Below are 12,391 nucleotides of genomic sequence, written 5' to 3' on the forward strand. Positions count from 1 at the left end.
TGGATTACTTGCACGGTAGAGATGCTTCGGCTGCGCTCAGCAGGACGTTCTATTTGCTTGATTTAGCCAGTTACATCGTGTATTTCCGGCCTTTGTTCTGGGCTTTCAAATAAGCCATGAGGGGCTGGAAGTAGTCGACCATGGCGCGGGCCGAGAGGTCTTCGCCGGTTTTTTCCTTGAGTACCACGCGCCAGTCGCGGCTGGAGCCGGGGCGCATGATGTCGCGCAGGAACTGGCCCACTTCCTCGTTGCCGAAGTAGTTGGTGGCGTGTGGGTCCTGGTGCAGGATGTTTTTGGCGATGTGGTCGTGCAGTTGGAACAGGATGACGTAGCTCAGGGCGTAGTCGTAGTACTGGGCGGGGTCATCGTTGATGTGTGTTTTGGTGGCGGGGTCGAGGAAGTTTTCGCCGCGGGTGGTGGGCGGCACCATGCCCTGGTACTGCTTGCAGAGGGCCCACCACCTGGCGTTGAGCTGGTCGGCGGGCAGCTTGTCGGCGTAGAAGCTGTTTTCCCACTCGCTCATCACGCCCGAAGCGAAAGGAATAAACGTGACGTAGCTCAGGGCTTCCTGGAGCAATTGCTGGGTCTGGTCGGTTTTGGTGCTGGCCGGAATCAGGCCCAGGCCCACCAGGAAGGGCTTTTGCTTGGCCGCCAGGCCCATCATGCTGCCGATGGCCTCGTGGTAGGCGCGGTTGGCGCCCTGGCGGAGCAGGGGCGGCACGTCGGGGTTGGAGTAGGTTTGGTAGTAGAAAATGTGGCCTAACTCGTGGTGGGCGGTTTCGTACCATTCGGTATTGGGTTCCACGCTCATCAGGCTGCGCAGGTCCTGGTTCAGGTCCATGTGCCAGGCCGAGGCGTGGTTATTTTTCTTGTAGGTGGCGTTTTTGGGCAGCGGGTAGAGGCTGCTTTTCTCGTAGAACGAAGCCGGCAGCGCCGGGAAGCCCAGGCTTTGGTAGAACCGCTCGCCCTGCTTCACCTGCCACTCGGCCCCTTTTTTGGCCAGCACGGCGTCGAGGTTCAAGCCTTTCACGTCCACCATCGCGCCCCAGTCCTGGCCCCAGCGGTTGGGCAGCCAGTGGGCGGGCAGGTAGTCGGGCACCTGCTTCACGTGGTATTTCTTGGCCAGCTCGTAGCGGGCGTAGGTGTGCAGCTCGCGGTAGAGGGGCCGCAGCTCGTCGTTGATTTTGCGCACCAGGGCCATCATTTCATCCCGGGTCAGACCGTAGTCGCTGGCTTGGTAGGTGAAATAATCGGGGTAGCCCAGGGCTTGCACCGTCTGGTTGCGCAGGTCGCGTAGGTTCAACAGGCCGTCTTTCAGTGTGGGGCCGATGGCCTTGCTGGCCTCCCAGATTTGCTGGCGTTTCTGCGGATTGGTTTCCTTGCGCAGCAGCTCGTCGATGTCGTTGGTGGTGACGGACTTGCCAGCGTACTTATAATCGAACCCGTAGAGCTTTTCCGTCTGGGCAGCTTCGGCGCTGATGCGCTTTTTCACCACGTCGGCCACGGTTTGCGGGTTGTTGGCGGCGTTGTAGAGGGCCGTTTCCAGCTGCTTTACCTGCAGGGGCGTCAGGGCGCTTTTGTGGGTTAGCAGCTCGCGCAGCTGGCGGATATTGTCGGCGCTGCCCGTGAAGGCGGCCATGCGCTGGTTGGCGCGGGTGGTGGCGCCGGCGTTGCTGGTGTCGCCAGCCACGATGTGCGTGTTGGAACGCCATTCAGCCTCGCTCGACGCCGTGTAGAGGCGCACGTACTCGGCATTGTAGCCGTCCAGAAACTGCTGGGCCTGAGCGCGGTGGTCGGGCGGGGCCGGGGCGGCGGGCGGCGGGGGCGACGCTGCGGGTGTGGTGGCGACGGGGGCTTTCGCGGTGGGGGCGCAGGCGGCCAGCGTGACGGCGGCCACGAGGGGAAGCAGATGCTTTTTCATGGGGCAAAGAAATGCATTTTGCCGACGTCTGTCATCCTGAGCGCAGCGAAGGACCTTCTCACGGCTGAATCATTGGTTCCAACGTGAGAAGGTCCTTCGCTGCGCTCAGGATGACAGACGTTATGCCGCTTGCGCCTGCCCCAGGTGGCACTCCTTGTATTTCTTGCCGCTGCCGCAAGGGCACGGGTCGTTGCGGCCAAACTTGCGACGGCCGCGTAACGTCTTCAGCCACTCGCGCGGGTCGGTGGCGAATTGGAGGAAACGCTTCTTGGGGTTTTGGCGGAAAACCCGGCTCAGCAGTGCGTATAGCTCGGGGTGGTTTTCTTCCAGCTTTTCGGGCTTCTCAAAGAAGTATTCCGTGACCACCGCGAAGAATTCGGCTTCGTTGGTAGCCGCGTAAGGGTTGATTTCGGACTTGCCGGCCTGAATGGCAGCAATCTCGCGCTGCATCACCTCGGCCCAAGGCTGCAGCAGCTCGGGTGGCAGGGCGGCCTGGGGCACGCCGTCAATCACGCCGTCGGCCTCATCCAGCAGGTGCGCAAACTCGTGGATGCCCACGTTCTGCCGGTCCACCGCGTCGCGGAAGCCCTGTTCCAAAGAAGCTTTGGAAAGGCGCATGTAGTGCTGGTTCTGGAAGCCCTGCACCGAGCCCAGCAAGGTGCCCTGCAGCGGCTGCACTTCCTGGTCGGGCGCGTCGGGCAGCTTCCAGGCATCGGGCACGATGAGCACCTCGCCCAGGTGGCTGTATTCCCACTCAGGAAAGCCAAATACCGGAATCAGGGCCGAGGCCGCCACCAGTAGGCGCGTGGTGTCGTCCACCTCCGTTTGCACGCCGGTGATGCGCGTGCCGGCCAGAAAAACCTGCACCTGCTTCTCAAACCGGGCTTTTTCACTCTTGCTGAGTGCCAGGTAGAAGGCCACCCGCTCGGCCAGAATCTGGCGCCAGGCACTCGGGAACTCGGCCGCGACGGCCTCGGCGCGGCGGCGCGAATCGGCGGTGGCGTATTGGTAAAACGCGTACAGAATGGCCGCCAGCACGGCCAGGGAAATCAAATAGGGCATGGGCCGATAGTACGGCTGCCCCGGTTGCGGGTTGGGCTAGGGGTTAGACCAGGGGCTATCGGCAGGGCGTTTGGTGGCCTCGTCCGTATTGCGGCCGAGGCGGTAGCCCAGGCCGGCGCGCAAGGCGAAGTTGGAGCCGAAGAAAGCGGTGCCGTAGCCTTGGGAATCGTCGTTGTAGTCGCGGTAAAGTTGCACATCTACGCTGGTAGTGAAGCGTTTGCTGCGAAAGCCCAGGCCGATGTTGGGCAGGATGACTGCCTTGGCAAAGGGCACGTTGCTGGAGGTGGCCTCCACCGTGGCACCAGAAACGGCGGTGATGCGCGGCGCTATGGTCTTATTCAGCTCATACCCAAAGCTAACCAGCCACTGCCGCTCATGCGGAGTCGGGATAAAGAAGCGCACGCCCAGCCGCGCGCTGCCCAGCAGGGCTTTGTAGGTATAAACGGATTTGGAGTACGAATAATAGTCGTACTCTGCATTGGAGCTTTTGAACGAGCTCAGCGTCAATTCGCCGAAGATGGCCGCCGTGCGGCTGGGCTGCAATACCTCAGCGTACAGCCCGCCGAAGGGATGCACCGCGCAATCGACGCACGTGCCGGCCAGCTCCGCCGCGTTGCTCTCGGTGCGGTTGTAGCGCGCCCCCGCCAGCACGCCGCCCTGGAAAGCCAGCCGTCGCCGCGGTTTGGCCTCGGCCAGCACGTTGTGGCCGGGCTGGTGGGTGGGGCTGCACGCGGTGTTGTAGGCCAGCACCACGGCCGAGAGGCCTTCAACCGTGAAAGCGGCCTTCTGAGCCGCCTGGGACACCGTGGGGCAGTCGCCAAAATATACGCCGAGCTGCCCGCGGTAGTTGTTGCCATTCACCAGCGTCCACACCCCGTCGGTGCCTTGGCGCAGGTACTTGCGCTCGCTCAGGTCCAGCGGCGGGCGGTCGGGGCGCAGCACCACGTAGTGGATGATGTCGGGCAGCACCACCCGCACCAGCGACGCGGTGCCTTCCACCAACACTTCGGCCAGCAGCGAATCGGTTTGGATGGCCGGACGGTTTTCGCGGGGCAAATGGCCTACTATAGCCTTGGCGGCGTGGTCGATGGGCAGGCGCAGGAACCGGAAGTACCGGCCGCCGGTGAATCGCGCCGCCCGCAACTGGTGCGGCAGGTAAGTTTCGCTCTGACTGTCGGCCGTGCGGCGGAAGCGGATGGAAAGGGGCGGCGCTTCCCAGAATCCGTTTTCGATTTCGCCCCGCAGGGTGTCGCCCACGGCGCGCACCACGTAGCCCGGCTCGAACGTTTGGGCCTGGGTTTGGTAAGAATAGGCCGAGAGACCAAGTAGTAGAAAAAGTAAACGACGGGGCATGGAAAGGGAATGAAGGGAATAAGGCATCGAAAATAAGGGCAAACGACTGTGACTGATTTGGAAGCCGCTCAACGGCCGCCGGTGCATTTGCCCCGAAGCGGTGCTTCGGCCTGCGCAAGGGCTTGGGCGGAAGAATACTGTTCGAATTTGATTCGGCCGAAATACCGCTTCGGGGCAGCGGTTCGGCTGATGCAAGCCGCTGCTTACGGCTGCGCGGGGGCGGGCTTCGGTGCGTCGGCTTTAGAACCCAGCCGGTAGGCCACGCCCAGGCGGGCCGCAAAGTTGGAGCCGAAGAAGAGCGCGCCGTTCAGCTCCCCAATCTGGCCCAGCCCGGTGGTGGCGTTGGCCGTCTGCAGGTCGCTGCTGCCGTACATCTGGCCGTCGAGGCTCAGGGTGAGGCGCTGCCTCCGCCAGCCCACGCTCACGTTGGGAAACAGCGTCGGGCGGGCGTAGTACAGCTCCGGGTCGGTGGGGGCGGGCTTGCCGTTGGTGGGCGTGAGGCGGGCGCCGCCAATAAAATTCAGCTCGTAGCCAATGCCCACAAACAGGCGTTGCGCGGCCGCCTGGCCGATGAAGTAGCGCATGCCGAGGCGGGCCGTGCTCAGCCACGCCGCATACTCAAACTCGTTGAACTGGTCGATGCCGGCCGTGTTGTAGCCGGTGTACTCGGCCCCCCGGCTGCGAAAGCGGCTCAGGCTCAGTTCAAAATAGGCCGCCACGGCCCGGCCCGGCTGCAGCACCTCGCCATAGAGCCCGGCAAACGGGCGGGGCTGGCAGTCGGTGCAAGCGCCGGCGTAGTACAGCGAGCCGCTTTCGATGCGGTTGTAGCGCATCCCCGCCAGCACCCCACCCTGAAACGCCACCCGGCGGCGCGGGCGGGCCAGGGCCAGCAGACTGCGGCCGGGCTGCTTGGCATACGCCTCGTTGTAGGCCTGCACCACGTCGGCCAGGGCTTTTTCGGTGAAAGGGGCTTTTTGGACGGCGGCGTGGGCGGCCGGGCAGTCGCTGAAATACACGCTCAACTGGCCCCGGTAGTTGTTGCCGTCGGTGAGCAGCCAGGCTCTGTCCACAGTCTGGCGCAGGTACTTGCGCTCGCTCAGGTCGAGGGGCGTCCGGCCGGCCTGCAGCAGCAGGTAATGCGCGGGCCGCTCAAACCGCTGCACCCGCACCAGCGACACTGGCCCGTCCACCAGCACCTCGGCCAGGAGCGAATCGGTGTGCACGTCGGGGCGGTTTTCGTAGGGCAGCTTGCCCACTTTGGCCCGGGCGGCGCGGTCGATGGGCAGGCCCTCGTAGCGAAAAGCCCGGCCCCCGGTAAAGCTCACGCGGCGCAGCTGCCGGGGCTTAAACACTTGGTCGGGGGCGGCGGGAGCGGGCCGGAAGCGGATGTGCTTGGGCGGCTCTACCCAAAACCCATTTTCGATTTCGCCCCGCAGCGTGTCGCCGTTGGCGCGCACCACATAGCCCGGCTCATACGCCTGGGCATTCGCCGAAAAAGAAAAGGAGAGGAGCGCGCCGCAAAAGGGTAGAAGCAGTAAGCGTGTCGTCATAGAAAGATTGGAAGGGAGAAACGGACTGCTAAAATAGCGGCAAATGCGTCATCAGCTTCTCGCGGAGCAGCGCAATGAGCGCCGGGTCCTGAAACGGATACTTATCCGGAATGCGCAGCACCACGAGGGTTTTGCCATGCAATTCCTCCGCAAATTTTTCGCGCAGCCGGTCGGCGTGGCGGCGCTCCATCACGAAAATGGTTTCGGCCCAGCCCAGGTGGCCGGCCGACACGCGCACCCGGGCCCCCGGCTCGGTACCGGCCGAGCGCGCCTCATAGTGCGGGTGCTCATCAAAAAGGCGCTCGGCGGTGAGGCTGCGCCACTTGTTCTGGCTGCAGATGAAGAGGAGGCGCATGGTGCGGCTGTGTGGGAATGAATAATGAGAATGAATAATAAAAACGTCATGCTAAGCGCAGCCGGAGCATCTCTACCGCTGAAGTAATGATTTACTCGCGTGGTAGAGATGCTTCGGCTGCGCTCAGCATGACGTTTGGGTATCGTTTAGGATACCTTTCTGCTACCGAATCAGGGCCACCTTCACCTTCTTGCCCTTCACCTTAGCCCCTTGCATATTCGCCAGCACTTCCTCGGCCAGCGCCTCGGGCACGGCCACGAAGCTGTGGTGGTCGAAGACTTCGATGCGGCCCACGGCGTCGCGCTCCAGGCCGCCCACGCTCACAAAGGCGCCGGCCAGGTCGCCCCGGCTGATTTTCTCGCTCTTGCCGGCCGATACGTGCAGCGTGACGGTGCTCGGGCGGGGGGCCTTGGGCGCGGCGGCGGGCAGAGCCGGGGGGCGCATGCCGGCCCATTGCACGTTCTTAGCCGTGGGCCACTGCTGAATTTTCTGCTGCTCGTGGGGCGTGACGAGCAGGTGGGCGGTGCCAACGGCGCCGGCCCGGGCCGTGCGGCCGGCCCGGTGCTGGAAGGTATCGGTTTCGTGGGGCGGGTCGAACTGCACCACGGTGTCGAGGTCGTTCACGTCGAGGCCGCGGGCGGCCACGTCGGTGGCCACCAGCACTGTGGCCGAGCCGTTGCGCAGCTTCATCATGCTTTTGTCGCGCTCGGGCTGCAGCATTTTGCCGTGCAGGGCCTCGGCGGCTAGGCCCCGGCCGCGCAGGAAGCGGGTAAGTTCCTCCACCCGGTCGCGGGTGTTGGCGAAGACCAGGGAGCGGCCGGCGGTGGGCTGGCTGATGATATGGTAAAGGGCCGCCGGCTTCATGTCGGCGGCGCTGAGGACGTGGCCGAGCAGCACCAGGCTCTCGGGCAGCGTGGTGGCGTTGGAGCCGCCCACGTTCATCACCCGGGGCCGCGTCAGGTACTCGCGCACGAGGCTCAGCACCTTATCGGGCATGGTGGCCGAGAACAGGAGCGTCTGGCGGCGCTGCGGCAGCCGGCTGATGATGGTAGCCATTTCTTCCTGGAAACCCAGTTCCAGCAGCTTGTCGGCCTCGTCCAGCACCAGCACTTTCAGGCGGTTGGGCACAATGGTGCGGCGCTCCAGGTGGTCGAGCATGCGGCCGGGGGTGGCCACCACCACGTGGGGCATCTGCTGCAGGCCCTTCACCTCGTCGCGCATGGCGTGGCCGCCGTAGTAGCCGGCCACCCGCAGGTTCGGAATGTGCTTGCCGAGGCGCTGCAGGGCGTCGCGCACCTGAAGGACCAGTTCGCGGGCGGGCACCAGCACCAGCGCCTGCATGGTGGCCGAGGTGGGGTCGACCTGCTGGAGCACGGCCAGGCCGTAGGCGGCGGTTTTGCCCGAGCCGGTGGGGGCCTGCCCGGCCACGTCCTGGCCTTCGAGGGCGGGGGCCAGCACCAGCTGCTGCACGGGGGTAGGCTGGGTGAAATTCAGTTCGGCCACGCCCGCCAGCAGGGCGGGGGAGAGGGCAAAATCGGCGAATTGCAGGTTGGGCTGGGTGGTTTTGGGCGCTTCGGCAGCGGCCCCGGCGGCGGAGGTGTCGGGAGTATTCACGGGGCAAAGGTACGGCTTACGGCAGCGGGCGCCGTATTACATAGGTGTCTTCGAAACAAGGGCGAAAAAGCCGAAAAGCACCAGGAAATACAACAGAAGTAATGCCAACACCACCACGATAAAGCCACCGAACACAATCCCGAGCACGTCGAGTGCAAAGCACCACTTCGCTACCAGAAAAATCAGCCAGCCGCCCAGGCCCACCAGCGTCAGATAAACGGTCCAAGCCAGAAGCCTTCCCAAGACGTAACGCACTTTTCCCCAGCCCGTGCTCGGCTCCGGAGCGCCAGAATGCCGCCGCCCGATAACCGACCGCAGCAGAGTGTCGGAGGGTGTGTGGAGCCCAGGGCGAAATCTCGGGCTCTCATGCCGGCGGGCCAAGGGCTTACCGGTCGGCCGGATTTCCGGTTGATTGCCGGGTGAGTGGTATGCGGCCACTTCCATGCATTTGAGCGAAGCCACCGGCTGGTTGCCGGCTGGCGGCGGCACCGGCCGCACCGCTCCGGCAAAAGTCGCACGGGAAACGCCCGCAATCGGCCGCGCCGCATGCGGTTCAAAGGCAAATCGGGCGTAGCGGCAGCCGTTCAGCAGCAGGAGCAGCGAAATGAAGAACGGCGTCAACAAGGGACGGTAGCCCTGCTTACTCCTACGCCTGTAAGCCTTGCCTAACCTACTCCAATGGATGAAAAGCAGCACCGCCATAACTCGGATATTAAATAGCTCAGGAGTTGAGCAGCGCCGCCAGCCAAAGCAGAGGCTTTACTCGTCCACGTTCACCAGCCGGTAGCGCACGGCCGATTTCTTGGGCTTGATATCGAGCCCGATACGGTGCGCGTACGCTTTGGTAAACGCCGCCCCGAAGTAGAATATCATGGCGCAATAGAACACGAACAGCAGCACCAGCACCAAGCTGGAGGCCGGCCCGTAGACGGGGCCCAAATCGCGGGCTACCAGCAGCTGGCCCAGCACCACTTCGCCCAGGCTGATGAGAAACGCCGTGAGCGCCGCCCCGCGCGTGACGGCCCGCCACGGCACTTTGGCCAGGCTCAGGGTGCGAAACGTGACGCCGAACCACGCCGCCAGAATCAGCCAGGCGATGAACGCATTCAGCCCGCGAACCACGAAGTAGCCGAAGGTGGCGTCGAACTCGTGGATGCTTTCGGCAAACAGGCCCAGCGCCGAATCGGTGCTGAAGGCCAGCAGCGAGAGGCCCGCCGTGGCCAGCAGCACCCCGGCCGAGCGCACCCGCTCGCGCAGAGCCTGAGAAAACTTGCCCGCACCGCGCTTGGGCCGGATTTGCCAGAGCTGATTGAGCGAGTGCTGAATGACGGTGAACAGCGTGGTGGCCACAAAGAGCAGAAAGGCGAAGCCCGCCACCGTCACCAGCCGGCTGCGCATGGGGTCGGCCACGTTCATCACAATCTGGGCCACCAGCCCGGCCGCCGACGCCCCCACCAGGTTGCTCACCTTGGCCAGCAGCATCACCCGCACCAGCGACGACGGATAGAGCGAGCTCAGCAGCTGCACCAGAATGATGAGGATGGGCGGCAGCGCAAACGACGTGAAAAACGCCGTAGCTGCGCCCAACCGCAGTGGGTCGTTCTGGCCCAGCTCGCGGGCGGCGCGGTGCAGCAGAATGGGCAGCTCGCGCCACCACGGGCCCGGCAGCTCGGGCGGAGAACCTAACTTTGTCATAAAGGCCCAAAAGGCAACATTTCGGGGCGCTGCCGTATGAGGAAGCCTGCCTGAACGAAGGTAAGGGCCGCCGCCGGGCCCGTCGCAGGCCTCCCTCACTTTTCTTTATGCCAATTCCCGAACCTTCGCCGTTGCCGTTAGCTCCTGAGCCCGCCGCGCCGCCGCGCTCCTGGCTGCGCCGCCGCCTGCTCGACCCCTTGCTCGACCTGCTCAAGGCCGGCCTCACGCCCTCGCAGCTGGCCCTCACCGTGGGCCTGGGCGCGGCCGTGGGCATCGTGCCGCTGCTGGGCGTGACCACCATACTGAGTGCCGCCGTGGCCCTGCGCCTGCGCCTCAATGTGGCCGCCATGCAGCTCGTCACCCACCTGATGACGTTCTTCCAACTGGCCTTGCTCATTCCCTTTTTGCGGGCCGGGGCCCGGCTGCTGGGCCAGGGCCCGCAGGTGGAGCACCTCACGCTGCCCGCCCTGCGCCAGCTCATCGAACACGAGGGCTGGCAGGCCATCGGCAAACTGCTGTGGCGGGCCGAACTGGGCGCCCTGCTGCTGTGGGCCGTGGCCTGCGTGCCGCTGGTAGCGGTACTTTATTTCGTGTTGCGGGCAGTGTTCCGCCGGGTGCTGGCGAAGCAAGAGGTGGCAGTTGAGTAAATAGAACGTCTAAAAAGCAACGTTAAAACGCCAGCAGCGCCGCCGCCTGCTCGCGTAGCAATTGCCGGGAAAGGTCGTGGTTGAGGCCGTCTTCGGCGTTCAAATCCTGGTTAATGAAGGGCAGGCGCACGCGCTGGGGCAGCACGGCCGTGCCCAGGTACATCAGCACGTCGGTGAGGTGAGCCATGGCCAGCAGGCCGCCCTGGCCGCCGCTGCTCAGGCCCACCAAGGCCGCTTTCTTGCCGGCGATGCCGCCCGGATAGGCCAGACCGTCGATGAAGGCTTTGAGCACGCCGGGGAAGGACGCGTTGTATTCGGGCACCACGATGACCAGCTTGGGGCCGGCATCCAGCATAGCGGCCAGGCGGTTGAACTCGGGATGGCTGCCTACGTTGGCGTACAGCGCCGTGGCCACGAAATCGGCGGGTAACTCGGCCAGGTCGAGAATCTGGCTTTCCGCGCCCAGCTCGGTGAGTACCGTGCGGTAATAATTGGCGATGCGGCGGGCCCGCGAGTTGGGCCGGTTGGTGCCGGCGAGTATCGTTATCAAAATGCAGCGGGGTTGCGGGTAAAGTCTGCTGCTAACCCGGAAGACGCCCCATTGGTTACGTCAGGCGGGCCAATACGGCCTTGAGCGCAGTTTCGGGGGCGCTACTACCTGCGTTGCCCAAGCCAGCTGGCCACCCCGGCCAAACGCCCGCGCCGTCCGTATGGAGGGCCTATGCATCCACCCGCCACCGCCAGCTCCCGTCCCAACCTCACCCAGGGTTCCATCCTGAAAGCGCTGCTCACGCTGGCGCTGCCCATCGTGTTCGGCAACCTGCTCCAGACCGGCTACCAGCTGGTGGATGCCTTTTGGGTAGGGCGGCTGGGCGCTGGCGCGGTGGCCGCCGTAGCCGTGAGCTTCCCAGTCAATTTCCTTCTGATTGCACTGGGGTCGGGCTTTTCGGTGGCCGGCTCGGTGCTGGTGGCCCAAAACTACGGTGCCCGCAACCTGCCCATGGTCAACCACATTGCGGCCCAGGTACTGGTGCTCGAAACCGGGCTGGCGCTGGTGCTCACGGCGGTGGCGCACTGGGGCTCGCCGCTCATTCTGCGGCTCATCGGGGTGGGGCCCGACATCTTCGCGCAGGCCGACCAGTTCCAGCGCATCCTGTTTCTGGGGCTGGCCTTCAACTTCGGCTTCCTGATGTTTCAGGCCCTGATGCGGGGCGTGGGCGAGGTGCGAATTCCGCTCTACATCAACATCGGCACGCTGGCGCTCAACTTCCTACTCGACCCGCTTTTCATCTACGGCTGGGGGCCGGTGCCGGCCTTCGGGGTATCGGGCGCGGCCGTGGCCACGCTCATCACGCAGGCCCTGAGCATGGCGGTGGGCATGGCGGTGCTGCTGCGGGGCCGCTCGGGTATCCAGCTTTCCTTCAAAGGCTTCAAACCCGATTTTGCGCTAATGGGCCGTGCCGTGAAGCTGGGCGTGCCCTCGTCCATCGAGCTGTCGGCGAGGGCGCTGGGGCTGTCGGTGATGACGGTGCTGGCCGCCTCGTTTGGTACTACCGTGCTGGCCACTTACGGTATCGGGTCGCGCATTCTGGCGCTGGGCATCATCCCGGCGCTGGGCATTTCGCTGGCCTGCTCCACCCTGGTGGCTCAGAACATTGGCGCGCGCAACCTGCCCCGCGCCGTGCAAACGGCCAACTACGCCATTGGCATCAGCTTCGGCGGGCTGCTGGTGGTGGGGCTGCTGGGCTACCTGGCGGCCGGGCCGTTGGTGCAGTTCTTCCTGAAAGGCGACGAAGCCGTGAGCCGTGACGCCGTGGAGTTTGTGCACATTGCTGTGTTCAGCTTGTGCTTCACGGGCGCGCAGCAGTCAGTTTCGGGGGCCTTGCGCGGGTCGGGCAACACCTTGTCGGCCATGATGCTGACCATTATCGGGGTGTGGGTTTTTCAGTTTCCGGTGGCTTGGTACCTGTCGCAGCACACGGCGCTGGGCTTCCACGGCCTGTGGTGGTCGTTTGTAATCGCCAACGTGCTGGCGGCGGTGCTGGCCCTGCTCTGGTACCTGCGCGGCGACTGGAAAGGCCAGGACCTGGCCGACCCCTTGCAGCAGGACGCCAACGTGGTAGCGCAACTGGAAGACAAGCCCTAGCTGAGAGGGGTGGAACGGCCTCTCATTATTAAGCGCCGTTATGTACGA

At 64.4% G+C, this 12,391-nt stretch carries 11 protein-coding genes; 2 read left to right on the forward strand and 9 right to left on the reverse strand.

Features of this window, described 5'->3' with window-relative positions; genetic code table 11:
• Window positions 1–70 precede the first annotated feature (70 nt).
• The 8 genes from Q5H92_RS08125 to Q5H92_RS08160 form a co-directional block, all read right to left on the reverse strand.
• A complete protein-coding gene (locus Q5H92_RS08125) occupies window positions 71–1,921 on the reverse strand; it encodes a M2 family metallopeptidase (RefSeq protein WP_305011008.1) in 1,851 nt (616 codons plus the stop codon).
• Window positions 1,922–2,041: 120 nt separating this feature from the next.
• Window positions 2,042–2,983: a zinc-dependent peptidase gene (locus tag Q5H92_RS08130; RefSeq protein WP_305011009.1), complete on the reverse strand. Its 942-nt coding sequence runs from the start codon at window positions 2,981–2,983 to the stop codon at window positions 2,042–2,044.
• Between the two features lie 36 nt (window positions 2,984–3,019).
• On the reverse strand, window positions 3,020–4,336 hold the full coding sequence (locus Q5H92_RS08135; RefSeq protein ID WP_305011010.1) for a hypothetical protein: 1,317 nt from the start codon (window positions 4,334–4,336) through the stop codon (window positions 3,020–3,022).
• Window positions 4,337–4,539: 203 nt separating this feature from the next.
• A complete protein-coding gene (locus Q5H92_RS08140; RefSeq protein ID WP_305011011.1) occupies window positions 4,540–5,886 on the reverse strand; it encodes a hypothetical protein in 1,347 nt (448 codons plus the stop codon).
• Between the two features lie 28 nt (window positions 5,887–5,914).
• Entirely contained in the window at window positions 5,915–6,241 is a 327-nt protein-coding gene (locus Q5H92_RS08145; protein ID WP_305011012.1) for a low molecular weight protein tyrosine phosphatase family protein, read from the reverse strand.
• Window positions 6,242–6,403: 162 nt separating this feature from the next.
• The gene (locus tag Q5H92_RS08150) at window positions 6,404–7,855 is read right to left on the reverse strand and encodes a DEAD/DEAH box helicase (protein WP_305011013.1); all 1,452 of its coding nucleotides are present in this window, start codon (window positions 7,853–7,855) and stop codon (window positions 6,404–6,406) included.
• Window positions 7,856–7,891: 36 nt separating this feature from the next.
• A complete protein-coding gene (locus Q5H92_RS08155; protein WP_305011014.1) occupies window positions 7,892–8,479 on the reverse strand; it encodes a hypothetical protein in 588 nt (195 codons plus the stop codon).
• 135 nt (window positions 8,480–8,614) lie between these two features.
• Window positions 8,615–9,550: a YihY/virulence factor BrkB family protein gene (locus Q5H92_RS08160; RefSeq protein WP_305011015.1), complete on the reverse strand. Its 936-nt coding sequence runs from the start codon at window positions 9,548–9,550 to the stop codon at window positions 8,615–8,617.
• A gap of 107 nt (window positions 9,551–9,657) precedes the next feature.
• Between Q5H92_RS08160 and Q5H92_RS08165 the strand changes: the two genes are divergently transcribed.
• Window positions 9,658–10,197, forward strand: a complete 540-nt coding sequence (locus tag Q5H92_RS08165) for a DUF2062 domain-containing protein (RefSeq protein ID WP_305011016.1) — start codon at window positions 9,658–9,660, stop codon at window positions 10,195–10,197.
• Between the two features lie 22 nt (window positions 10,198–10,219).
• On the opposite strand, the gene Q5H92_RS08170 is transcribed toward Q5H92_RS08165, so the two are convergent.
• The gene (locus Q5H92_RS08170) at window positions 10,220–10,747 is read right to left on the reverse strand and encodes an NADPH-dependent FMN reductase (RefSeq protein ID WP_305011017.1); all 528 of its coding nucleotides are present in this window, start codon (window positions 10,745–10,747) and stop codon (window positions 10,220–10,222) included.
• Window positions 10,748–10,918: 171 nt separating this feature from the next.
• Here Q5H92_RS08170 and Q5H92_RS08175 point away from each other — a divergent pair, with 171 nt between their 5' ends.
• Window positions 10,919–12,343, forward strand: a complete 1,425-nt coding sequence (locus Q5H92_RS08175) for an MATE family efflux transporter (protein WP_305011018.1) — start codon at window positions 10,919–10,921, stop codon at window positions 12,341–12,343.
• The last annotated feature ends 48 nt before the right edge of the window (window positions 12,344–12,391 follow it).

The organism is Hymenobacter mellowenesis (genome assembly GCF_030581005.1).
Classification (GTDB): Bacteria; Bacteroidota; Bacteroidia; order Cytophagales; family Hymenobacteraceae; genus Hymenobacter; species Hymenobacter mellowenesis.